The sequence below is a fragment of the Streptomyces sp. NPDC025784 genome (assembly GCF_055558435.1).
In genome coordinates, this window is record NZ_JBVHMN010000023.1 from 118,201 (window position 1) to 141,321 (window position 23,121).

A 23,121-nucleotide genomic window follows, 5' to 3' on the forward strand; every position below is an offset into this window, starting at 1 on the left:
TAAGTTAGGGCGCATGTTCCTCCTCTGTGCGTAGGGCCCGCCCAGGCCCGCGATCGGTCGGCAGTACGCAGGCTGCGCCGTCGCGGTCCCTCGGTGCCCCCTTTTCGCCTCGACAGAGGAATCACGAGCATGTCCACGCCTTCCACCGGGCGGCCCTCGTACGCCGCCGTGCTGCGCATCCCGTACGCTCGCCGTACCTTCGGCGCCGCCCTGCTGGGCCGCCTGTCGTACGGGATCGTCTCCCTCTCCGTGATGCTGGCCGTGACCCGGGCCACCGGGTCGTACACCGTCGCCGGCACGGTGATGGCGCTGTTCGGCGCCACCAGCGTCTTCCTGTCCCCGGCGCGCGCCGCCCTGGTCGACCGGCACGGTCCGCGTGCCGCGCTGCTCCCCATGGCCCTGCTCTACGCCGCGCTCCTCGGCGTGCTCGCGGCGGCGAGCTGGCGGCCCGGCGCGCCCCCGGTGGTGCTCGGCACCGTCGCGGTCGCGGCGGGTTCCTGCACACCTCCGCTCGGCCCCACGATGCGCGCGGTCTGGGGTGAACTCGTCGGCGACCGGCCGCTGTTGCAGCGCGCCTACAGCCTGGACGGTGTCGCCGAGGAAGTGCTGTTCGTCTCCGGCCCGCTGCTGGTCGGTGCGCTGGTGCAGACAGCGCCCCCGGCGGCCGGCGTCGCGCTCAGCGGGCTGCTGGTGGGCGCCGGGACGCTCGCGTTCGTCGCGTCGCCGGCCGTCCGCGACGTACGGCCGTCCGGTGTGCGGAAGCCGGGGCGGGGCGCCGCCCGGCCGAGCGCGGCGCGGGCGCTGGTGCGGCCCGTCGTCGTCGCCGCCGGGGTCGGGCTGTCCCTCGGCGCGGTCGACCTGCTGGTCCTGGCCTTCGTCGGGCAGCGGCACCACGGCGACGACGTGGTCGCCTGGGTGCTCGCGGCGCTGTCGGCCGGCAGCGCGGTCGGCGGTCTGCTGAACGGCGCCGTCGACTGGCGGACCAGCGCCCGTGTCCGACTGCCGCTGCTGGCCGTCGGACTGGGTCTGGCCCTGGCCGCCGCCGGACTAGCCCCCGGCCTCGGCACGCTGGCGGCCGCGGTGGCCTGCGCGGGCTTCTTCGTGGCTCCGGCGCTCACCACGGCGTATCTGCTGGCGGACGAGTCGGCTCCGGAGGGTTCCCGGACCCAGGCGGGCGCCTGGGTCAACACGGCAGTGAACGCGGGCAGTTCGGGAGGTACGGCGGCGATCGGCCTGCTGGTCGGGCGGCTGCCGCTGAGTGTGTGCTTCGCGGTCTCGGGAGCCGTGGCACTGCTGGCCGCGCTGGTCTCCGGCTGGGGCGGCCGGGCCTCGGCGGAGGGGGCGGGGCCCGTCATGGGCCCGGAGAGCCAGGGGGACGCGGAGGCGGAGCCGGGCCGCGGCCGGCGCTCTCGGCCCACCGTGCCGTCCGGTGCGCCGTCGGCCGCGGAGGGGCCGGCGCCGTCTTCCGTGGAGGGCGGCTCGGCAGGGTCCTCGTCCCGATGAGAAGCGGCGGGCGGCGGGACGGTGTTCCCGCCGCCCGCCCGTTCCGTCAGGGTTTTCCGCGCTGTCCGCGCAGGTGCTCGGCGATCGGCCGCAGCGACTTGTGGAGGTCTTCCAGCGCCTCGGGGGACAGCAGGTCGATGAAGTGCTTGCGCACGGACGCCACGTGATGGGGCGCGACCTTCTTCATCGTCTCCATGCCGTGCGGGGTCAGGACGGCATACAGTCCCCGGCGGTCGGACTCGCAGTTCTCGCGGCGCACCAGGTCCGCGTTCTCCATACGGGTGATCTGGTGCGAGAGCCGGCTCTTGGACTGGAGGGTGGCGGACGCGAGGTCGCTCATCCGCATCCGTACGCCCTCCGACTCGGAGAGGTTCACCAGGATCTCGTAGTCGTTCATCGTCAGCCCGAACGGCTGGAGGTCCCTCTCGAGCTGGTACGTCAACAGCCTGTTGACCTCCAGGTGGGTGCGCCAGGCGCACTGCTCCGCATCGGTCAGCCAGCGCGTGGCCGTCTCGGTCTCCATGAATGAAGTCTACCTAAAATGTTGAAAGGCGAACTAGTGAGGGTGGTGTGACGGTGCGCACGCGTTCGATGTCACACTCCGCAGACTACCGCTCACAGCCCGAAGCGACGCTGGAGGTCCCCCAGCTGTCCGGGAAGACGCGGTGTGCCGGCTTGCGCCCCGTGCTGACCCGGCACCCCACCCGCGCCCGGCACTCCGGCCTGCTGCGGAACCGCCCCCGTGGCCTGCTCGGCCATGAGGGTTTCGGTGGACTGGAGCAGCACCGTGCCGGCCCCGACGAACTCGAACTGGTGCTCCTCCCCGGAGGCCCCGCCGAGGCCCGTCATCGCACGTAGACCGCCCATTACACCTGTCATGTACCCGTGGTCGTAATGGTGACAGGGGGACGGGCAGTCGGCCCAGCCGACCAGGGCCTGCGGGTCCACCCTGATCGGGGGTTCCATGAACACCACCGGACCGTTGGATGCGGCCACGAACTTTCCGGTTCCGATCAGGGTCAGAAAGCCCGGCACGATCGACTGCTTGAGGGCAAGACTTGGCTGAAAAGCGAGCAGGTTGCCCGAGCGAATGGTCAGGTTGCCCTCGTCGAGGTCGTACGAATTCACGTCGAAGGCCCGGTCGGCGAGGAGCATCTTGCCCGACCCCTCCGCCACGACCCAGTCGCTCGCGTGCAGAGGCGAATGGAAGGACGTTCGCACCAGACGGTCCAGTCGGCCGTGCCCGACGCCGTTGAACTCCATCGAGCCGTAGTAGGCGATCATCTTCCCCTTCTGCAGGAACCACTGGCTCCCCTTGAGCTCCACGCAGAAGGTGTAGTTGTTCACGTTGTCGTCGACCGGCAGGGTCATCGGGTCGTGGACGACCGGGCCGCCCGGGGTCCCGTACGCGCTCACAGCTTCTCCTCCGAGGCCTGGACGTACACCGCGCCGTTGCCGCTCAGCTCCAGCTGGAAGGCCTCGCCCGAGCCGCGTCCGACCATGTCGCGCCAGCCCAGCGCCGTCGACAGCTTGTTGCGCACGTCCCCGTGGTGCGCCACGTACGCCTGCGGGTCCACGTGCACCGGGCGCTGCGGGGTGATCGGCACCTCGAAGACGCCGCCGTGCGCCATGACGGCGACCGCGCCGTGCCCCTTGAGCGTCGTCGTGAACAGGCCCTGGCCGGTGACCTGGCCGCGCACCATGCCCATGACGCCGCCCTGCGAACCGAGGAACATCGTCCCCTGCTGGAGCGTGCCGTCGAAGGCGAGCAGCCGGTCCGCCTCCACGTACAGGGTGTCCCCGGTGAGCTCGATCACCTGGACGTGGTGGCCGCCGTGCCCGAAGAGCACGGTGCCCGAGCCCTCCACGGTCATGAGCGGGGTCGCCTCGTTGGCCAGACGGCGGCCGATCATCGACATCACACCACCCTGACCGCCCTGGACGTTGGGGGTGAAGGAGACCTCGCCGCGGTAGGCGAGCATCGCGCCGCGCTGACTGAACATCCGTTGGCCCGGCAGCACCGTGGCCTCGACCATCTTCGAGTTCACCTCACGGAACGGCATCTCACACGTCCCCCGCGATCGTGTTGCGCTCACTGGGCTGCACATAGACCAGACCGTCGCCCTCGAAGCGGATCTGGAACGCCTCGCCGCCGCCCTCGCCGAGCAGTGTGCGGAACGTCACGCCGGACTGGAACGACTGCCGCACATTGCCCTGGTGCGCGATGTACGCGCCCGGGTCGACCGTCAGCGGGTACTGGGAGCTCACCCGCAGCACCACCGCCGGGCCGTCCGACGTGATCGCCGCCTGCCCGTGTCCCTCGACCGTGGTCGTGAACAGCCCGTTGCCCTGCGAGGCGCCGCGCAGTCCGGTGAAGGTCGTGCCGGTCCGCAGCCCCGCGTCGGTCGCGAGCAGATTGCTCGACTCCACGTACAGCTTGTCCCCCTGGAGATCCACGAGGTTGATCTCGGAGGCCCGGTCCGCGAACCAGCAGGTCCCGTGCCCCTTCACCTCCATCACCGTCATCTGCTCACCGGTGAGGCGCCGGGTCACCATCCCCCGTACCCCCTCACCACCCCCGCTCAGCTTCTTGAACGCCATCTGGCCGTCGTACGCGACCATCGAGCCGTTCTTCGCCTTCACGGCGTCCCCGGTCATGTCGACGGCCAGCACCTTGCTGCCTTGAAGTCGGAACATCGCCACGCTGTGAAGGTAGCCGCAGGGTGGGGGCGGCCGACAGGTCCTCGGGGAGGATCCCGACCCCGAGGACACCCCGACACCCCCCTGCCGGGGCGGCCGGAGTCCGGGTGCCACAATGGACCGACGCTTGTGCTCGCGTTCACAAAGCGAAGCCCCGGCGCCGCCCGTACGACCACCACGCGACGATCACGTCGACAGCGAATCTCTCACCGAAGGTGAACCGTGGACATAAAGACCGCCTCCGCCCTCCGTCGCCTCCGCCTGGTCTCGGCCCCGGAGGCCGTCTCCTTCCTGCTGCTGCTCGTCTGCTCGGTGCTCAAGCGGACCACGGACTTCAACGCGGTGCCCGTCATGGGCGCTCTCCACGGTGTCCTGTTCATCCTGTACGTGATCTTCTGGGCGGACGCCTGGAACCGCGCCAGGTGGAGCGCGGGAACCGGCATTCTCTACTTCGTCCTCTCCGTCCTGCCGACCGGCGGCTTCTTCGCCGAGCGCAAGCTCAAGCGCGAGGCCGAGGACGCGGTGATCGCGTCCCGCGCCCGCAAGGAAGGGATCGTGAACGCATGATCGTCGCCTTCTCCGTGACGCCGCTGGGCGTCGGCGAGGACGTGGGGGAGTACGTCGCCGACGCCGTCCGGGTCGTCCGCGAGTCGGGTCTGCCGAACCGCACCGACGCGATGTTCACCTCCATCGAGGGCGAGTGGGACGAGGTGATGGACGTCGTCAAGCGCGCCGTCGCCGTGGTCGAGGAACGCGCGCCGCGTGTCTCGGTCGTCCTCAAGGCGGACATCCGCCCCGGTGTCACGGACGGTCTGACCTCCAAGGTGGAGACGGTGGAGCGGCACCTGTCCGCGTAGGCCCCGCGCCCCTGGACCTTCCGTACCGGGTCCCTTGCCGAGCCCCGGCCCCCGGGCCGGGGTTTCTTCATGTCCGGTGGCCCGCGCAGGCCGGCGAGCTCCGGCCGGCGACGTGGGCGCGGAGCCCCTGGGGTCACCCCGCTCCGGACGCCAGAGCCAGACCCAGGGGCGTGTGCTCGTAGAGGACCTGGTGGCCGTAGCGGCGGGAGGTGAGCAGGCCCGCGTCGCGGAGCGTCGCGAGGTGGGCCGACACGGAGGACGGCGCGAGCCCGAGACGCCGCGCCAGGTCCGTCGTGGTGGCGGGTTCGGCCAGTGCGGCGAGGACGGCGGCACGCCCTCGCCCCAGCAGCCGTACGAGCGGGTCGGGCGCGCGGTCCGACGGCTCGGCCCACAGACCGCCGATGCCCCGCGCCGGATAGACGAGCGTGGGCTGCCAGGGCGGGTCGTAGGAGCTGACCACGTCGGGCCAGATGAAGACGCTGGGCATCAGGACGAGCCCCTGCCCCGCCAGGTCCCGTTCGTGGAGCCCCTTCCACTCGACGGCCAGCGTCCGGGCGCGCCAGCCGAACCGCGGATCGATCTCCGGCAGCAGCCCGCCGAGTCCGACCTCCGCGAGCCGCCGTGAGTGGAACGAGACGTCCGCCTCCAGCAGGGCCCGCAGCCGCGGCCAGTCCGGTTCGAGAAGGGTGTGCCAGGCCTCCTCCACCAGGTCGGCCAGTTCCCCGACCATGCGGACCGGGTCCTCCAGCAGGGCCCGTCCGCGGGCGGACGCGAGGGCGCCGGGGGTGTCCGCGAGCGACCGTGCGGTCTCCTGGCGGGCCGCCTCGGGGCCGGCCGCGCGGACCGCGGCGATCTCCTCCTCGAATCCGGCGGCCGGGCCGATCGGCGGCCGGCCGAGCCAGTCGGGCGTGTAGCCGCGGTGCGGCATGAGCATCCACAGGGGCGCGAGGTCGAGTCCCGCCGCCGCGGCACGGATCCTGCGCAGCCAGTGCGCGTGGTAGCCCTGACGTGCGGGACGGTTCAGGGTCCGCACCGCCTCCAGGGTCTCCCAGAGCGGGGACACCGCGAAGCGGCAGTTGAGGAGGTCGTCCTCCCCGAAGTGCAGCAGGGACGGCACGGCGCCTCCCGCGCGGGGTCTCGAAGATTCGGCTGACGCCGAAACTCTACGGGTCCCGCCGACGCGCGGGCACGCTGCTGCCCATGCGGGAAGCATCGGACACAGAGGCACCGGACACGGAAGCGCAGGACACAGAGGCACCGGACACGGAAGCGCAGGACGCCGGGGGAACGGGGCCGACGGGACCGGCGGGCACCCCGGTGCCGTCCGCCGCGGACGCCGACTCCGACGTCACGGGCTACGGCCGTGTCTTCGCGGTACGGGAGTTCAGGGCCGTCTTCGCCGCGCACGCCCTGTCGCTGCTCGGGCTCGTGGTCAGCGAGATCGCCCTGTCGGTCCTGGTCTACGACCTGACGGGCTCCCCGTTGCTGAGCTCCCTCACCTTCGCGCTCGGCTTCCTGCCGTATCTCGTCGGCGGAACCCTCCTCGCGGGCGTCGCCGACCGTTTCCCGGCCCGGCGGGTGCTGGTGGTGTGCGACCTGCTGTGCGCGGGGTGCGTGGCCGTGATGGTGACGCCGGGCGCGCCCACGGCCGTGCTGCTCGCGATGCGGTGCGCGCTCGCCGTGGTCTCGCCGGTCTTCCAGGGGACACGGACGGCGACCCTCGCCGACGTGCTCGGCGACGGGGACCTGTTCGTGCTCGGCCGTTCCCTGCTGCGGATCGTCTCGCAGAGCGCGCTGCTCTCCGGTTTCGCGGCCGGCGGCCTGCTGCTGACCGTCGTCACGCCGCGGCACGCCCTCGGCGTCACCGTGTGCACGTTCCTGGCGTCCGCCGCACTGCTGCGTCTGGGCACCCGGCGGCGCCCGGCGCGGGTCCGGCGGTCGGGGGCCCTGGTGCGGGACTCGCTGCGCGGCACCCGGCTCGTGCTCGCCGACCGGCGTGTGCGCGCGCTGCTCCTGCTGTTCTGGGTGCCGCCGATGTTCGCCGTGGCGCCCGAGGCGCTGGCCGCTCCGTACGCCGACGGGCTGGGCGCAGGTCCGGCCGGGCTCGGTCTGCTGATGTGCGCGCTGCCGGTCGGCGCGATCGCGGGGGAGCTGTACACCGGAGCGAGGCTGCGGCCTGCCACCCGCACCCGGCTCGCCCTCCCTCTCGTCTGCGTCACCCTGCTTCCCTACGTGGGCTACGCCCTGCGGCCCGGACTCGGCTGGTCGCTGGTCCTGCTGCTGCTCGCGGGTGCCGGGTCGGCGTACACGCTCGGCCTCGACCAGTGGTTCGTGCGGGCCGTCCCGGAGGAGCTGCGGGGGCGGGCCATGACCCTGAACACGGCGGGGCTGATGACCGTCCAGGGGCTCGGGATGGCACTGGCGGGGGTGGCCGCGGAGTTCGCCGGCGTGCGGGCGGCGGTCGCGGGCGCGGGTGTGCTGGGCACCGTCTGCTGCGTCGTGCTGGTGGTGGAGGCGCGACGGGCGGAATCGGCGCGGGTGCGGGGCGCGGACCGGGGGATCGCGCGGAGCACGGACGAGGGGGTGGCGGCCCGTGCCGGAGAGGCCGGAATCCCCGTAGGACCGGGGCCGGCGACCGAAAGGCGAGACGGGGCTGACCACGATGTGACCGGCCGGTAAGGTCTTTGGCGTGCCGAAGCCCCTCAGTCTCGCCTTCGATCCGATCGCCCGCGCCGACGAACACTGGAAGCAGCGCTGGGGATCGGTTCCGTCCATGGCCGCGATCACGTCGATCATGCGCGCGCACCAGATCCTGCTCGCCGAGGTGGACGCCGTCGTCAAGCCGTACGAACTGACGTTCGCGCGGTACGAGGCGCTGGTGCTGCTCACCTTCTCCAAGGCGGGCGAGCTGCCGATGTCCAAGATCGGGGAGCGGCTGATGGTGCACCCGACGTCCGTCACGAACACCGTGGACCGGCTGGTGCGGTCCGGGCTCGTCGACAAGCGGCCCAACCCCAACGACGGGCGTGGCACGCTCGCCTCCATCACCGCGAAGGGCCGTGAGGTCTGCGACGCGGCGACCCGCGACCTGATGGCGATGGACTTCGGACTCGGCGTGTACGACGCGGAGGAGTGCGCGGAGATCTTCGCGATGCTGCGGCCGCTGCGGGTGGCGGCGCACGACTTCGCGGACGAGTAGGACCGCGCCTGGCGCGCACGGCACCAGGGACGAGCGGGACCGCGTCGAAGCGCGGGGCACCGGCGGCGACCGGGACCGTGCCGGCGCGCACCGCACCGCGGGCGCGCGGCGGGGCACACGTCCGGTGGACGGGGGCGGGGGCGCGCGAAGATCGCGCAAATGGGGTGGCTACGCTCGTACCCATGAAGAAGAGCGTGCTGACCAGGTACCGCGTGATGGCCTATGTCACCGGTGTGCTGCTGGTCCTGCTGACCCTCGGTGTGATCGCCAAGTACGTGCTCGACATGGACGGTGCCGCGGACTTCACGCGCGTCGTCGGTATCGCCCACGGCTGGCTCTACGTCGTCTACCTGGTCTTCGCCTTCGATCTCGGCTCCAAGGCGAAGTGGCCGGTCGGCAAGCAACTGTGGGTGCTGCTGGCGGGGACGATCCCGACGGCCGCCTTCTTCGTGGAGCGCCGGATCTCGCGCGAGCTGGAGTCGCGGGTCGCGGACGACGCTCCCGCGGTCGCCAAGGCGTAGTTCACACCGCCGTACGACACCGTACGGCGGTTCCCCATCGACATTTACTAGGACGTCCTAGTAAATTCAAGGGTATGGACGCTGACGCCATCGAGGAAGGCCGCCGCCGCTGGCAGGCCCGCTACGACGCCTCGCGCAAGCGCGAGGCCGACTTCACCACGCTCTCCGGCGACCCCGTGGAGCCGGTGTACGGTCCCCGGCCCGGGGACACATATGAGGGCTTCGAGCGGATCGGATGGCCCGGTGAGTATCCCTTCACCCGCGGTCTCTATCCGACCGGCTACCGAGGGCGTACGTGGACCATCCGGCAGTTCGCCGGGTTCGGCAACGCCGAGCAGACCAACGAGCGCTACAAGATGATCCTGGCCAACGGCGGCGGAGGCCTGTCCGTGGCCTTCGACATGCCCACGCTCATGGGCCGCGACTCCGACGACCCGCGCTCGCTCGGCGAGGTCGGGCACTGCGGTGTCGCGATCGACTCGGCCGCCGACATGGAGGTCCTGTTCAAGGACATCCCGCTGGGCGACGTCACGACGTCGATGACCATCAGTGGACCGGCCGTCCCGGTCTTCTGCATGTACCTGGTCGCGGCCGAGCGGCAGGGCATCGACCCGGCCGTCCTGAACGGCACCCTGCAGACCGACATCTTCAAGGAGTACATCGCGCAGAAGGAGTGGCTCTTCCAGCCCGAGCCGCATCTGCGCCTCATCGGGGACCTCATGGAGCACTGCGCCTCCTCGATCCCCGCGTACAAGCCCCTCTCCGTCTCCGGGTACCACATCCGGGAGGCGGGGGCCACGGCCGCGCAGGAGCTGGCCTACACGCTGGCCGACGGCTTCGGGTACGTCGAGCTGGGCCTGTCCCGCGGTCTCGACGTGGACGTCTTCGCCCCGGGCCTCAGCTTCTTCTTCGACGCGCACGTCGACTTCTTCGAGGAGATCGCCAAGTTCCGTGCGGCCCGGCGGATCTGGGCCCGCTGGATGCGCGACGTGTACGGCGCGAAGTCGGAGAAGGCGCAGTGGCTGCGTTTCCACACGCAGACGGCCGGAGTCTCGCTGACCGCCCAGCAGCCGTACAACAACGTGGTGCGCACGGCCGTGGAGGCGCTCGCGGCGGTGCTCGGCGGGACCAACTCGCTGCACACCAACGCCCTCGACGAGACCCTCGCCCTGCCGTCCGAGCAGGCCGCCGAGATCGCCCTGCGCACGCAGCAGGTGCTGATGGAGGAGACCGGCGTCGCCAACGTGGCCGACCCGCTGGGCGGTTCCTGGTACATCGAGCAGCTCACCGACCGGATCGAGGCCGACGCCGAGAAGATCTTCGAGCAGATCAAGGAGCGTGGCCTGCGGGCGCACCCCGACGGGCAGCACCCGATCGGACCGATCACCTCCGGAATCCTGCGGGGCATCGAGGACGGCTGGTTCACCGGCGAGATCGCCGAGTCCGCCTTCCAGTACCAGCGGGCCGTGGAGAAGGGCGACAAGCGCGTCGTCGGCGTCAACGTCCACCACGGCTCCGTCACGGGCGACCTGGAGATCCTCCGGGTCAGCCACGAGGTGGAGCGGGAGCAGGTGCGCGTGCTCGGCGGGCGCAAGGCCGCACGCGACGAGGCGGCCGTGCGCGGGGCGCTGGACGCGATGCTCGTGGCCGCGCGCGACGGGTCGAACATGATCGCCCCCATGCTGGAGGCCGTCCGGGCGGAGGCCACGCTGGGCGAGATCTGCGACGTCCTGCGGGACGAGTGGGGCATCTACACGGAGCCGGCGGGCTTCTGACCCGGTTTTCGCTCCTCGGCCCGGCCGGGGGTTCCCTTCCCCGGGGTGGTCGGGGCCGTTCGCTCGGCCCCGGCCACCCCTGTCCCGTTTCCGGGGAAGTCCTCAGGGCTGGGCCGAGGCGCCGGCGAGGCCCAGCAGCAGCACCCGGGTGAAGCTGTGCACCCACTCCTCGTCCGCGGGCTCCGCGCTGACGAGGGTGCGGTGCACCACGGCACCCGCGACCACGTCGAAGATCAGGTCGGCCGTGCGGGCGGCGGTGGCCGCGTCGGTCTCCGGGGGTAGTTCCCCGCGCGCGGTGGCGCGGGCGCGCCCCTCCAGAACCAGCCGCTTCTGACGGTCCACGATCGAGGTACGGATGCGCTCGCGCAGGGGCTCGTCGCGGGTGGACTCGGCCACCACCGCCATCAGCGCGGTCTTCGTCTCCGGGCGGTCCAGGATCGCCGCGAACTGGAGCACCACACCCTCGATGTCGGCGGCGAGACTGCCTCGGTCGGGGAGTTCCAGCTCGTCGAAGAGGACCGCCACCGCGTCGACGACGAGCTCGTTCTTGCCCGCCCAGCGGCGGTAGAGCGTCGTCTTGGCGACCCCCGCGCGCGTCGCCACGTCCCCCAACGTCATCTTGGACCAGCCCAGTTCGACCAGGGCCGCACGCGTCGCCTCCAGGATCGCGGCGTCCGCGGCGGCGCTGCGCGGGCGCCCCGTACGAGTGGCTGAAGTGCGACTCTGCATGTCAGTGACCATATCCGGCAATCTCGATGGCCGAATCCGGCGGTTGTGTGAAGCCGTGAGGGAGATCACCGGGGGAGGGTGCACAGCGGTGCCGCGGGACAGTTACGCTACGACTCGTAGCGAAAGCGTGTGCGGCATGATCACGCACGAGCGACAACCACAGTGACACACCAGCACGCCACTGGCGCCAGGTGGGGACCCGGCGCCGAGCGGACCCGATCAAGACGTAACAGGTCTGGCTTTCACCACGCTTTTCACACGTGCGCGCGGAAGGGGGAGGATGTACTCATGCAGCCACGGAACATGTCCATGAGCGGAGTCGTCGACCTCGCCGCGGTGAAGGCGGCCCAGGAGGCCAAGACGAAGGCGGAGCAGGCGCGCGCGGAAGCGGCCAGGCAGGGCGGCGGAACAGGGGCCGTGTCCCCCGCCGGCCTCGTCATCGACGTCGACGAGGCGGGCTTCGAGCGCGATGTCCTGCAGCGGTCCACCGAGGTTCCCGTCGTCATCGACTTCTGGGCCGAGTGGTGCGAGCCGTGCAAGCAACTGAGCCCGGTGCTCGAACGCCTGGCCCTCGAATACGCCGGACGCTTCGTCCTGGCCAAGATCGACGTCGACGCCAACCAGATGCTGATGCAGCAGTTCGGGGTCCAGGGGATCCCGGCCGTCTTCGCGGTGGTCGCGGGACAGGCCCTGCCGCTCTTCCAGGGGGCCGCCGGCGAGGCGCAGATCCGGGGGACCCTCGACCAGCTCGTCCAGGTCGCCGAGCAGCGCTTCGGGCTCACCGGCCTGACGGTCGACCCGGACGCCGCGCCCGGCGAGGCCCAGGCCGCGCCCGAGGTGCCTGTCGGCCCGTACGACGCGCTCCTCGAGGCCGCCGTGCAGGCCCTGGATGCGGGCGACTTGGCGGGTGCCGTCCAGGCGTACAAGAACGTGCTGGGCGACGACCCGGCCAACATGGAGGCCAAACTGGGGCTCGCCCAGGCCGAATTGCTCCAGCGGGTGCAGAGCGTCGACCCGCAGCAGGTGCGCAAGGACGCCGCCGACAAGCCCGGCGACGTGCAGGCGCAGATCGCCGCCGCCGACCTGGACCTGGTGGGCGGGCATGTGGAGGACGCCTTCGGGCGGCTGATCGACACGGTGCAGCGCACGGCGGGTGACGACCGTGACGCCGTACGCCTGCGGCTGCTCGAACTGTTCGAGGTGGTCGGGGCCGACGATCCGCGGGTCGTGGCGGCGCGCCGGGCGTTGGCCAGGGCTCTGTTCTGACCAGTCTCTAAACGCCGGGGCTTGTGATGCCCAGGTGAAAGATTGGCCGACAGGTCGACACGTGGCCGCGCTTTACCAAATCTTGGTAAACGCGGCCGCTGTTACTTGGAGTAAGTCAGGGCCGTTGATCTGTCGGATTCCGTCCACTAATCAACCGTTGTGTCACCCCACCTGATGCCACCCTGCGTTGCCACCCGATACCGACGGGTCGTTGTTCGGTTATCCGGCCGTTACTAGCGAGTAACGAACCCCCTTGTGCGGGCGGCGAGAATGCACCACGATCGGCGACGCTCGGTCCATTCCCGTACCCCGACAACCAATCGGGTCAACGGATTTTCTGGGTCCCCACCGAGTAGAGCCGACGGCAGTGGCGCCGGCTCTTGGACAGGGGGGTCTCTGCCGTTCGGCGGAGCCTGTCCAGCAGGTTGTGCGTGATGTGTGTCAGGCGCGACCAGTGGTTGTCGCTCGGGGGTGATCGCCGGTGATTCGGGTGCGGTACGCACCTCCGAGTACGGGCGCTCTCCTTCCCGAGGACGTAGCACTTCTCCCATCCCTGCCCGGCTGAGCCGCCGACTTCGGGGCAGTCAGGGCCAGGAGATGTACGTCCGAGAAGGAGGAAATATGGAGTCCCAGGTGCGTGGCGGGACCAGATGGAAGCGGTTCGCGGTCGTGATGGTGCCCAGCGTGGCCGCCACGGCAGCGATAGGTGTCGCCCTCGCGCAGGGTGCTCTCGCCGCGTCGTTCAGCGTTTCCGGTCAGTCGTTCAAGGTGACGGCGGACCGACTCGACGGTACGGGCTTCTCGCAGTACGGAGCCATCGACTCGGGCTACACCCTGGACGGCAAGAAGACGGCTCACCCCGTCGCCGTCTCGGCGTTCAAGTCCGCGACGATCAAGGGCATGTGCCAGTCCGTGGTCACCCCGGACATCCCGCTGCTCGGGTCCGTCAGCCTCGTGCTCAAGGCCGGCGGTGGCGACACCCCGGTCGAGGCCGAGAACCTGTACATCGACGTCGAGGACCTTGAGGCCAACGCGACCTTCCGCGGCATCGACATCGGTGTTGCGGCCAAGGACGCCAGCAAGGGTCCGGGCATCGCCAAGGGCGACACGGCGAACCCCTACGGCTTCGCTCAGCAGGCCGACTCGGCCACGCTGACCGACGTCAAGCAGACGGCGTGGGCGACCACCGCCGGCACGTTCAAGCTCAGCGGCCTGAAGATGTCGCTGTCCAAGGGCGTCAAGGAGTGCTACTAGGCACTCCCTGGGGCGGGTGAGGAAGCTCCGGCAGCCTCGCCCGCCCCGCTCCGCACCGCCGTACGCGGACCACTCACGCGTACTTCTCACAGCAAAGCTGTTCCAGGGAGCTGTTTTCCATGAGCGCCGAGACCCCTGCCGCGCCCGGACACAACGAGCACTACCTCCGGGTCTTCCGGCGGAACTTCCGTACCTGGAGGGGCGACCGTCCCTTCTGGGCCGGCCTGTTCGTCCTGCTCGGCGGTTTCCCGATCGCCTACTTCCCGTACGCGAACCTCCAGATCGGTCACCTGACGCTCGCGATGGCGACCACCGCCGGCGCGGGCTCCCTGATCATCGGCGTTCTGCTCGTCGTGCTGGGCATCAGCCTCTGGTTCCAGAAGCACGTCCGCACCTTCGCTGGTGTGGCGGCGATCCTGCTGGCCCTGGTGTCCATCCCGGTGGCCAACCTGGGCGGCTTCCTGATCGGCTTCCTGCTCGCCATGATCGGCGGCGCGATGGCGGTCTCCTGGGCCCCGGCCGCACCTCCCGCCGAGGAGCGGCCCGCGTCGGCCTTCCTCTCCAAGGGGAACAGCCCGGAGGGCGTGGACGCCGAGCCCGCGATCACCGCGAACGGTGTGGGTGAGCCGAACGATCTGTCAGGAACGAGCCCGACCAACGGGGCGAACGGGAGGCACAGTGCCGGCTGACGAGGTGACCCACGGGACTGAGGTGGACGAGTCCCGTGTGAGAACCGGGCCGCGCCACGCGGCCCCGAGGAAGCCGCTGTTCACCAGGTTCCACATGCCGGCCGGCAAGGCGATCGCCCTGGCGGCCATGCCCACGGCGGTCCTCATGGGAATGGGCCTCACCCCCACGCTGGCCCAGGCCGAGGACCACCCGACGGCGAAGAGCCTGACGGCGGACGAGTACCAGAAGTGCGTCGAGGCGGTGACGGGATCCGAGGACGGCAAGGACACGGCGTCGCCCTCCGCCTCCTCCTCGCCGAGCGCGAGCGAGTCCGCGGACAAGGCGACACCGGAACCCTCGTCGAGTTCGGACTCCTCGGACAAGACCTCTTCGTCGGATTCAGGTTCCGACGACAAGGCCGAGCCGACGCCGTCCGCCTCCTCGTCCTCCGCGAGCACCTCGCAGAACTCCTCGGACGGCGCCGCGTCCACGCCGGCTCCGTCCGCGTCCGAGAGCAGCAAGAACCCGCTCGACCCGCTGGGTGTCGGCGACGCTCTCGAGGACCTCCTCACGCCCGACGACACGGCGAGCCCCACACCGTCCGCGTCGGCGAGCGAGAGCAAGGACTCCTCCGCGTCGGACGACAAGAGCCTCTCGGACACCGTCAAGGACACGACCGACAAGGTCACCAAGACGGTCGACGACACCGTGAAGGACACCACCGACGCGGCCTCCAAGGCGGCTTCGGACGCCACGGACACGGTCAAGGAGGTCGCCGACGCGGCGACCGCCTCGCCCAGCCCGTCCGCGAGCGAGAGCGCCGACGCCTCGGACTGCCCGGTCGCGACCGACGACGAGGGCGGTGTCGACAACCCGGTGGCCCTGCCGGACGACCCCTGGTACCTGAACGCCAGTTCGCTGCTGCTCAAGGGTGCCGACTACAAGGGCATCGTCAAGGTGAAGACGGCCAACGGCAGCACCAAGAAGGTCCTCAAGTACGTCATCTCCGACGGCACGGACATCGGGGACCTGCACCAGACGGTGAACGACAAGCAGTCCGGCAAGACCTACCACGTGCAGGCCGCCAAGGGCTCGACGTCCACCATCCGCGACGGCAAGACGATCATGTACACGGAGAGCATCTCCGGGAACCTGCTCGGTCTGATCCCGATCACGTTCGACCCGGACAACCCGCCGCCGCTGAACATCCCGCTCATCTACTTCACCAAGGTGAAGGTCGTGCAGGCGGGCCAGTTCGGCGGCACGCTGACCGTGCCGGGGCTGCACCAGTTCACGACCGACTGAGCGCCGCCGAGAACCCTTCCGGGAGCCGCAGAAGACGCTGAGGGCGCCCCCTGTCACAGGGGGCGCCCTCAGCGGCGTACGGGGCCCGGCGGTCAGCCGTGGTGGCCGCCCTCGCCCAGGTGGTGCACCCGGACCATGTTGGTGGTGCCGGGGACGCCGGGCGGCGAGCCGGCGGTCATCACGACGATGTCGCCGTCGTTGAACCGCTTGAGCTGCTGCAGCTGCTGGTCCACGAGGTCGACCATCTCGTCGGTGCTCTGCACGAACGGCACGATGTGCGACTCGACGCCCCAGCTCAGCGTGAGCTGGTTGCGGGTGCCCTCGTCCGTGGTGAAGGCGAGGATGGGCTGGGTCGCGCGGTAGCGGGACAGCCGGCGGGCCGTGTCACCGGACTTGGTGAAGGCCACCAGGCCCTTGCCGCCGAGGAAGTCCGCGATCTCGCACGCGGCACGGGCGACCGAACCACCCTGCGTGCGCGGCTTCTTGCCCGGCACGAGCGGCTGGAGGCCCTTGGACAGGAGCTCCTGCTCGGCCGCGACGACGATCTTCGACATCGTCTTCACGGTCTCGATCGGGTACGCGCCCACGCTCGACTCCGCCGACAGCATGACCGCGTCCGCGCCGTCCAGGATCGCGTTGGCCACGTCGGAGGCCTCGGCGCGCGTCGGACGCGAGTTGGTGATCATCGACTCCATCATCTGGGTCGCGACGATCACCGGCTTGGCGTTGCGGCGGCACATCTCCACGAGGCGCTTCTGCACCATCGGGACCTTCTCCAGCGGGTACTCCACCGCCAGGTCGCCACGGGCCACCATCACCGCGTCGAACGCGGCGACGACGCCCTCCATGTTCTCGACCGCCTGCGGCTTCTCCACCTTGGCGATGACGGGGACCCGGCGGCCCTCCTCGTCCATCACCTTGTGGACGTCGTTGACGTCGTTGGCGTCGCGCACGAAGGACAGGGCCACCATGTCGCAGCCCATCCGCAGCGCGAAGCGCAGGTCCTCGACGTCCTTCTCGGACAGCGCCGGCACGTTCACGGCCGCGCCGGGCAGGTTGATGCCCTTGTGGTCCGAGATCACGCCGCCCTCGATGACGACCGTCTTGACCCGGGTGCCGTCGACCTCGACGACCCGGAGCTCGACGTTGCCGTCGTTGATGAGGACCTGGTCGCCCTTGGCCACGTCGCCGGGCAGCCCCTTGTAGGTCGTGCCGCAGATGTGCTTGTCGCCGGGCACGTCCTCGACGGTGATGGTGAACTCGTCACCACGCTCCAGCTCGACGGGACCCTCGGCGAAGGTCTCCAGCCGGATCTTCGGGCCCTGGAGGTCGGCGAGGACCCCGATGGCCTTGCCGGTCTCGGCCGAGGCGGCCCGGACGCGGTCGTACCGCCCCTGGTGCTCCTCGTGCGTGCCGTGGCTGAAGTTGAAGCGGGCCACATTCATGCCGGCTTCGATCAGCGCGACCAGCTTCTCTTGGGAGTCGACCGCGGGGCCGAGAGTACAGACGATTTTCGAACGGCGCATGGGGCGATCCTATCGGTTTGTTTCGCTACGGAATATTCCGTCTGGCGGAAGATACAAATGGGCGGACGGCCGCTCAGGCGTTGCTCTCTGCGAGTCCGGCGCCGCTCCCACCGCTCTCTCCGACCAGCGCATACGTCTGCGTGGCGATCTCCAGTTCCTCGTCCGTCGGCACCACGGCGACGGCGACCCGCGCGGCCCGCGGCGAGATGAGCCGCGGCTCACCGCTGCGGACCGCGTTCAGGTCGCCGTCGACCGCGAGGCCCAGCTGCTCCAGCCCGGCGACGGCCGCCTCGCGCACCGGCGCGGCGTTCTCGCCGACCCCGGCGGTGAAGGCGACGGCGTCCACCCGGCCGAGGACCGCGTAGTAGGCGCCGATGTACTTCTTCAGGCGGTGGATGTAGATGTCGAAGGCGAGGCGGGCCTGCTCGTCGCCCTCGTCGACGCGGCGGCGTATCTCCCGCATGTCGTTGTCGCCGCACAGACCGATCAGACCGCTCCTCTTGTTGAGGAGAGTGTCGATCTCGTCCGTGGACATCCCGCCAACACGCTGCAAATGGAAGATGACGGCCGGATCCACGTCACCGGAGCGCGTACCCATCACGAGCCCCTCCAGCGGCGTGAGCCCCATGGAGGTGTCGACACACCTGCCGCCGCGCACGGCCGACGCGGAGGCGCCGTTGCCCAGGTGCAGCACGATGACGTTCACGTCCTCGGGCGCCTTGCCGAGCAGCCTCGCGGTCTCGCGGGACACGTAGGCGTGCGAGGTCCCGTGGAAGCCGTAACGGCGGATGCGGTGCTCGTCGGCGGTTCGCACGTCGATCGCGTAGCGCGCCGCCGACTCCGGCATCGTCGTGTGGAACGCGGTGTCGAAGACGGCGACCTGAGGCAGGTCCGGGCGCAGTGCCATGGCGGTGCGGATGCCGGTGAGGTTCGCCGGATTGTGCAGCGGCGCGACCGGGATGAGCCGCTCGATCTCCGCGAGCACGGCGTCGTCGACGACCGTCGGCTCGGTGAACCGCTGCCCGCCGTGCACCACCCGGTGGCCGATCGCGGCCAGCTCGGCGGAGTCCAGACCGAGCCCGTCCGCGGCCAGCTCCGTGGCGACGGCCTTCAGCGCGGCGTCGTGGTCGGCGATCGGGCCGACCTGTTCGCGGGTCCGGCCGTCGGTCAGCGGAGTGTGCCTGAGCCGGGAGGTCTCCTCGCCGATCCGCTCCACCAGGCCGACCGCCAGCCGCGAGCCGTCGCGCATGTCGAGCAGCTGGTACTTCACCGACGAGGAGCCGGAGTTGAGGACGAGGACGCGCGAGGCACGGGTGGCCGGGCGCGGCCCGCCGGACGCGGCGGTCGTGGGCGACGGATGGGAGCTCACTGCTGGGAAGCCTTCTGGTCGGGGGTCTGGGCCTGGATCGCCGTGATGGCGACGGTGTTGACGATGTCCTGGACGAGCGCGCCGCGGGAGAGGTCGTTGACGGGCTTGCGCAGCCCCTGGAGGACCGGCCCGACGGCGATCGCGCCGGCCGAGCGCTGCACGGCCTTGTAGGTGTTGTTGCCGGTGTTGAGGTCCGGGAAGATCAGCACGGACGCCTGCCCGGCGACCTCCGACTCCGGCAGCTTCGTCGCGGCGACCGACGGTTCGACGGCGGCGTCGTACTGGATCGGCCCCTCGACGCTCAGATCGGCGCGGCGCAGCCGCACCAGCTCGGTCGCCTCGCGCACCTTGTCGACGTCGGCGCCGGAGCCGGACGTGCCCGTCGAGTACGACAGCATCGCGATCCTCGGCTCCACACCGAACTGCTCGGCGGTGGCCGCCGACTGGATGGCGATGTCGCTGAGCTGCTCGGCGTTCGGGTCGGGGTTCACCGCACAGTCCCCGTAGACCAGGACCTTGTCGGCGAGACACATGAAGAAGACCGACGACACGATCTTGGAGTCCGCCTTGGTCTTGATGATCTCGAAGGCGGGCCGGATGGTGGCGGCGGTGGAGTGCACCGAGCCGGAGACCATGCCGTCGGCGAGACCCTCCTCGACCATCAGCGTGCCGAAGTAGTTCACGTCGGCGACCACGTCGTGCGCCAGCTCCACGGTCACGCCCTTGTGGGCCCGCAGCCGGGCGTACTTCATCGCGAAGACGTCCCGCAGCTCGGAGGTCTGCGGATCGACGATCTGGCATCCGCCGAGGTCGATGCCGAGATCGGCGGCCTTCTTGCGGATCTGGTCGACGGGCCCGAGCAGCGTCAGGTCGCACACCCCGCGGCGCAGCAGCACCTCGGCGGCGTGCAGCACGCGCTCCTCGGTGCCCTCGGGGAGGACGACGCGCCGTTTGTCGGAGCGGGCCTGCTCCAGCAGCTTGTGCTCGAACATCATCGGCGTGAGCCGGTCACTGCTCGGGGCGGAGACCCGCTTCAGCAGATCGCTCGTGTCCACGTACCGCTCGAAGAGGCCGAGCGCGGTCTCCGCCTTGCGGGGTGTGGCGGCGTTCAGCTTCCCCTCCAGGGAGAAGAGCTCCGCCGCGGTCGGGAAGGAGGTCCCGGCCACCGAGACGACCGGGGTGCCGGGGGCGAGACGTGCCGCCAGGGTGAGGATGTCGTCGCTGGGCCGCTCGTTCAGGGTCAGCAGAACGCCGGCTATCGGGGGAGTGCCGGCGCTGTGCGCGGCGAGCGCGCCGACGACGAGGTCGGCGCGGTCGCCCGGGGTGACCACGAGGCAGCCCGGGGTCAGGGCGCGCAGGAAGTTCGGCAGCATCGCGCCGCCGAAGACGAAGTCGAGCGCGTCGCGGGCCAGCCCGGCGTCGTCGCCGAGGAGCACCTTGCCGCCGAGGGCTTGGGTGATCTGCGCGACGGTGGGCGCGGCGAGCGCGGGCTCGTCGGGCAGCACGTAACAGGGCACCGGCAGGCGGGAGTCGAGCCGTTCGAGGATCTCGGCGCGGTCCTCGGGCGCCACCCGGTTCACGACCATGGCGAGCACGTCGCAGCCGAGCCCGTCGTAGGCACGGTAGGCGTTGCGCGTCTCGGCGCGGACCGACTCCGCGTTCTGCCCGCGACCGCCGACGACCGGGATCACGGACGCGGCGAACTCGTTGGCGAGCCGCGCGTTCAGGGCCAGCTCGTCGGGGAGCTGGGTGGCGGCGAAGTCGGTGCCGAGGACGAGGACGACGTCGTACTCGCGGGCGACGGCGTGGAAACGGTCGACGAGCGTCGACACCAGTTCGTCGGTGCCCTGCTCGGCCTGGAGCGCGGACGCCTCGTGGTAGTCCATGCCGTACACCGTCGCCGGGTCCTGGGACAGCCGGTAGCGGGAGCGCAGCAGCTCGAAGAGCCGGTCCGGACCGTCGTGCACAAGCGGACGGAACACCCCCACCCGGTCGACCTGGCGGGTCAGGATCTCCATGACCCCCAGCTCGACGACCTGGCGGCCGTCGCCGCGGTCGATTCCGGTCACGTACACGCTGCGCGTCACGCGTGCTCTCCGTTTCATCCCGATCGTGCACTTCGGGGCGTCGTGGTCTTCGTGGTCCGTACTCTTCGCGACCCTGCCCGCTTTACGGCGCGGAAAAATGGCCCGCTGAGGTGAGCAGAACCCTCTTGACAATACCCCTGCGGCTGGATAAGGCGCCCGCCGGACCCGAGGTCACGAGGTGCAGACCGGGATGCACAGGACGGAAGCGACGCTGCCGGGGAGCCATGAAACAATCGGATCGGCTCACCGGCATCAACAGCGAGCAGGAGACACAGCACGATGCGCATCGGAGTTCTCACCGCAGGCGGCGACTGCCCCGGCCTGAACGCAGTGATCCGGTCGGTCGTGCACCGAGCGGTCACCAACTTCGGCGACGAGGTCATCGGCTTCGAGGACGGGTACGCCGGCCTGCTCGAAGGCCGCTTCCGCACCCTCGACCTCGACGCGGTCGGCGGCATCCTCGCTCTCGGCGGCACCATCCTCGGCTCCTCGCGTCTGCAGCGCGACCGGCTCCGCGAGGCCTGCGACAACGCGCAGGACATGGCTCGCGAATTCGGTATCGACGTGCTCATCCCGATCGGCGGAGAGGGCACGCTGACCGCCGCCCGCATGCTGGCGGACGCCGGTCTGCCGGTCGTCGGCGTCCCGAAGACGATCGACAACGACATCTCGTCGACGGACCGCACCTTCGGTTTCGACACCGCCGTCGGCGTGGCCACGGAGGCCATGGACCGGCTCAAGACGACCGCCGAGTCGCACCAGCGCGTGATGGTCGTCGAGGTCATGGGCCGGCACGCCGGCTGGATCGCCCTGGAGTCCGGTATGGCGGCCGGCGCCCACGGCATCTGCCTGCCCGAGCGCGCCTTCGATCCCGCCCACCTGGTGGCGATGGTCGAGGAGCGCTTCTCGCGCGGCAAGAAGTTCGCGGTCGTCTGCGTCGCCGAGGGCGCCCACCCCGTCGAGGGCACCATGGACTACGGCCACGGCGAGATCGACCAGTTCGGTCACGAGCGCTTCCAGGGCATCGGCACCGCCCTCGCCCGCGAGCTGGAGCGCCGCCTCGGCAAGGAGGCCAAGCCGGTCATTCTCGGCCACATCCAGCGCGGTGGCACGCCGACCGCGTACGACCGTGTCCTCGCCACCCGCTTCGGCTGGCACGCCGTCGAGGCCGCGCACCGGGGCGACTTCGGCAGGATGACGGCACTGCGCGGCACGGAGGTCGTGATGGTGCCGCTCGCCGAGGCGATCACCGAGCTGAAGACCGTGCCGAAGGACCGGATGGACGAGGCCGAGTCGGTCTTCTGATCGTCCCGGGAGCCGGGAGCCGGGAGCCGGGAGCCGGGAGCCGTGGCCTTGAGCCGGGAGCCAGCGGCCGAGGGAAGGGCCGTGAGCCGGATGCCCTGACGGTCGGTCGCGGCTCCGGCGGGTCCGGAGCCGGCACGGTCACGGGGCGGCGGGCAGGTGCGGCAACCGGCGGTGCTGTCAGTCGGTGGTGCTCTGGACCATCGTCCAGAAACGATCGACGATCCGGTCGAGGAAGTCACGCCCCGACTGGCTGGAGTCGGCCGCGGCCGAACCACCGCCCCAGCTCAGGGTGGCGACCATCTGCCCCTGATAGTCCGTGTGCATCTTCTCCAGGACGACCTCCAAGAGGTGCCGGTCCAGCGGCACCATCTTCCCGACCGGTCGCACATAGGCCTGCCAGCGCGTCGTCATGGCACTGCGCAGCAGGTCCGCGAGCTTCTCGTCGCGCCCCGTCACGGTGATGAAGTCGGGCAGCGACAGTTCGAGGATGTCGGCGAGAGCGGTCGACTGGCGTTCGTTGCCGCGCCACGCGTCGGACTCCTCCATCCGCTGGTACGCGAGGAGTTCCAGACCGGCCGCGCGGGCCACGTCGTCCTGCGCCAGCCCCCGTGCGACCCGGTGCTCGCGCAGGGTGCGCGGCGCCCCGATGAGTTCGCCCGGCGAGCACCACAGCACCCCCGCGAGCGCGGTGAGTTCGGGTGAGCTCGGTGCCGCGATCCCGCGCTCCCAGGCCGTGACCAGGTCCGGAGTGACGTACGGCAGTCCGTACGAGGCCCGCATGCCGTAGGCGACGTGCTCGGGCCCCATGCCGAGCGCAGCCCGCAGTCTGCGGGCTGCGGGAGCATTGAAGGGCGGGGTGGGCTGATGGGCCTGCGGTAGCTGCACGCGCACAAAGTATGGGCGCGGTGCAGCGGTGACTACGGGCTGTTCGGCCACAATCACGGATTGTAGGAACATACGGTTCCGGCCGTCGTCGGGACGGCCGAAGGCCACCCGTGCCGCTGCGGCGGTTCCGTCGTGGCGCGCTCCATACGGTATCGCCAAGTCGCCTGTCCA

At 70.6% G+C, this 23,121-nt stretch carries 22 protein-coding genes; 12 read left to right on the forward strand and 10 right to left on the reverse strand.

The genetic code is table 11. The annotated features are described in order from the left end of the window. Positions 1 to 129: 129 nt before the first annotated feature. On the forward strand, positions 130 to 1,503 hold the full coding sequence (locus tag ACZ4IF_RS37755) for an MFS transporter (RefSeq protein WP_467571570.1): 1,374 nt from the start codon (positions 130 to 132) through the stop codon (positions 1,501 to 1,503). Between the two features lie 46 nt (positions 1,504 to 1,549). Here the strand turns inward: ACZ4IF_RS37755 and ACZ4IF_RS37760 are convergent, their stop codons facing one another. The 4 genes from ACZ4IF_RS37760 to ACZ4IF_RS37775 form a co-directional block, all read right to left on the reverse strand. Next, complete coding sequence (locus ACZ4IF_RS37760) at positions 1,550 to 2,026, reverse strand: MarR family winged helix-turn-helix transcriptional regulator (protein WP_028804259.1); 477 nt, start codon at positions 2,024 to 2,026, stop codon at positions 1,550 to 1,552. Positions 2,027 to 2,118: 92 nt separating this feature from the next. Then, positions 2,119 to 2,919 (reverse strand): AIM24 family protein, encoded by an 801-nt coding sequence (locus ACZ4IF_RS37765; RefSeq protein ID WP_467571573.1) that lies wholly within the window; start codon positions 2,917 to 2,919, stop codon positions 2,119 to 2,121. Then, positions 2,916 to 3,566, reverse strand: coding sequence for an AIM24 family protein (locus tag ACZ4IF_RS37770; RefSeq protein ID WP_028804261.1), 651 nt, complete (start codon positions 3,564 to 3,566; stop codon positions 2,916 to 2,918). The genes ACZ4IF_RS37765 and ACZ4IF_RS37770 overlap by 4 nt, the downstream gene beginning before the upstream one ends. Position 3,567: 1 nt before the next feature. Continuing rightward, complete coding sequence (locus ACZ4IF_RS37775) at positions 3,568 to 4,200, reverse strand: AIM24 family protein (protein WP_467571647.1); 633 nt, start codon at positions 4,198 to 4,200, stop codon at positions 3,568 to 3,570. Positions 4,201 to 4,425: 225 nt separating this feature from the next. On the opposite strand from ACZ4IF_RS37775, the gene ACZ4IF_RS37780 reads away from it, so the two are divergent. Then, on the forward strand, positions 4,426 to 4,770 hold the full coding sequence (locus ACZ4IF_RS37780; protein WP_467571575.1) for a DUF3817 domain-containing protein: 345 nt from the start codon (positions 4,426 to 4,428) through the stop codon (positions 4,768 to 4,770). After that, on the forward strand, positions 4,767 to 5,060 hold the full coding sequence (locus ACZ4IF_RS37785) for an MTH1187 family thiamine-binding protein (protein ID WP_327431800.1): 294 nt from the start codon (positions 4,767 to 4,769) through the stop codon (positions 5,058 to 5,060). Before ACZ4IF_RS37780 ends, ACZ4IF_RS37785 begins: the two co-directional genes overlap by 4 nt. Before the next feature lie 133 nt (positions 5,061 to 5,193). On the opposite strand, the gene ACZ4IF_RS37790 is transcribed toward ACZ4IF_RS37785, so the two are convergent. Then, positions 5,194 to 6,177: an ArsR/SmtB family transcription factor gene (locus tag ACZ4IF_RS37790; protein ID WP_467571579.1), complete on the reverse strand. Its 984-nt coding sequence runs from the start codon at positions 6,175 to 6,177 to the stop codon at positions 5,194 to 5,196. Between the two features lie 83 nt (positions 6,178 to 6,260). On the opposite strand from ACZ4IF_RS37790, the gene ACZ4IF_RS37795 reads away from it, so the two are divergent. From ACZ4IF_RS37795 to ACZ4IF_RS37810, 4 genes are all read left to right on the forward strand, one after another. Then, positions 6,261 to 7,739, forward strand: coding sequence for an MFS transporter (locus ACZ4IF_RS37795; protein ID WP_467571582.1), 1,479 nt, complete (start codon positions 6,261 to 6,263; stop codon positions 7,737 to 7,739). A 10-nt stretch (positions 7,740 to 7,749) separates the two neighbouring features. After that, on the forward strand, positions 7,750 to 8,259 hold the full coding sequence (locus tag ACZ4IF_RS37800) for a MarR family winged helix-turn-helix transcriptional regulator (protein ID WP_028804266.1): 510 nt from the start codon (positions 7,750 to 7,752) through the stop codon (positions 8,257 to 8,259). A gap of 182 nt (positions 8,260 to 8,441) precedes the next feature. Next, positions 8,442 to 8,780: a DUF3817 domain-containing protein gene (locus ACZ4IF_RS37805; protein WP_467571586.1), complete on the forward strand. Its 339-nt coding sequence runs from the start codon at positions 8,442 to 8,444 to the stop codon at positions 8,778 to 8,780. A gap of 74 nt (positions 8,781 to 8,854) precedes the next feature. Then, positions 8,855 to 10,555, forward strand: a complete 1,701-nt coding sequence (locus ACZ4IF_RS37810) for an acyl-CoA mutase large subunit family protein (RefSeq protein WP_467571589.1) — start codon at positions 8,855 to 8,857, stop codon at positions 10,553 to 10,555. Positions 10,556 to 10,657: 102 nt separating this feature from the next. Here ACZ4IF_RS37810 and ACZ4IF_RS37815 read toward each other — a convergent pair whose 3' ends face one another. Continuing rightward, positions 10,658 to 11,284, reverse strand: coding sequence for a TetR/AcrR family transcriptional regulator (locus tag ACZ4IF_RS37815; protein WP_345650088.1), 627 nt, complete (start codon positions 11,282 to 11,284; stop codon positions 10,658 to 10,660). Positions 11,285 to 11,572: 288 nt separating this feature from the next. On the opposite strand from ACZ4IF_RS37815, the gene ACZ4IF_RS37820 reads away from it, so the two are divergent. The 4 genes from ACZ4IF_RS37820 to ACZ4IF_RS37835 all read left to right on the forward strand — a co-directional run bounded on the left by ACZ4IF_RS37820 (position 11,573) and on the right by ACZ4IF_RS37835 (position 15,778). Then, positions 11,573 to 12,550 (forward strand): tetratricopeptide repeat protein, encoded by a 978-nt coding sequence (locus ACZ4IF_RS37820; RefSeq protein ID WP_467571592.1) that lies wholly within the window; start codon positions 11,573 to 11,575, stop codon positions 12,548 to 12,550. 621 nt (positions 12,551 to 13,171) lie between these two features. Then, positions 13,172 to 13,804 (forward strand): DUF6230 family protein, encoded by a 633-nt coding sequence (locus tag ACZ4IF_RS37825; protein ID WP_028804271.1) that lies wholly within the window; start codon positions 13,172 to 13,174, stop codon positions 13,802 to 13,804. A 119-nt stretch (positions 13,805 to 13,923) separates the two neighbouring features. Then, a complete protein-coding gene (locus ACZ4IF_RS37830) occupies positions 13,924 to 14,493 on the forward strand; it encodes a DUF6114 domain-containing protein (protein WP_467571594.1) in 570 nt (189 codons plus the stop codon). Continuing rightward, positions 14,483 to 15,778, forward strand: coding sequence for a hypothetical protein (locus ACZ4IF_RS37835; protein WP_467571597.1), 1,296 nt, complete (start codon positions 14,483 to 14,485; stop codon positions 15,776 to 15,778). The genes ACZ4IF_RS37830 and ACZ4IF_RS37835 overlap by 11 nt, the downstream gene beginning before the upstream one ends. Before the next feature lie 92 nt (positions 15,779 to 15,870). Here the strand turns inward: ACZ4IF_RS37835 and pyk are convergent, their stop codons facing one another. The 3 genes from pyk to pta all read right to left on the reverse strand — a co-directional run bounded on the left by pyk (position 15,871) and on the right by pta (position 20,760). Continuing rightward, on the reverse strand, positions 15,871 to 17,304 hold the full coding sequence (pyk, locus tag ACZ4IF_RS37840; RefSeq protein ID WP_359501666.1) for a pyruvate kinase: 1,434 nt from the start codon (positions 17,302 to 17,304) through the stop codon (positions 15,871 to 15,873). Between the two features lie 73 nt (positions 17,305 to 17,377). Then, on the reverse strand, positions 17,378 to 18,673 hold the full coding sequence (locus tag ACZ4IF_RS37845; protein ID WP_467571600.1) for an acetate kinase: 1,296 nt from the start codon (positions 18,671 to 18,673) through the stop codon (positions 17,378 to 17,380). Further along, on the reverse strand, positions 18,670 to 20,760 hold the full coding sequence (pta, locus tag ACZ4IF_RS37850) for a phosphate acetyltransferase (RefSeq protein WP_467571603.1): 2,091 nt from the start codon (positions 20,758 to 20,760) through the stop codon (positions 18,670 to 18,672). Before pta ends, ACZ4IF_RS37845 begins: the two co-directional genes overlap by 4 nt. A 279-nt stretch (positions 20,761 to 21,039) precedes the next feature. Here pta and ACZ4IF_RS37855 point away from each other — a divergent pair, with 279 nt between their 5' ends. After that, positions 21,040 to 22,065 carry an ATP-dependent 6-phosphofructokinase gene (locus ACZ4IF_RS37855; RefSeq protein ID WP_028804276.1) on the forward strand — a complete coding sequence of 342 codons (1,026 nt, stop codon included), beginning with the start codon at positions 21,040 to 21,042 and terminating at the stop codon, positions 22,063 to 22,065. 177 nt (positions 22,066 to 22,242) lie between these two features. Here the strand turns inward: ACZ4IF_RS37855 and ACZ4IF_RS37860 are convergent, their stop codons facing one another. Then, positions 22,243 to 22,872: an XRE family transcriptional regulator gene (locus tag ACZ4IF_RS37860; RefSeq protein WP_467571650.1), complete on the reverse strand. Its 630-nt coding sequence runs from the start codon at positions 22,870 to 22,872 to the stop codon at positions 22,243 to 22,245. Positions 22,873 to 23,121 lie beyond the last annotated feature (249 nt).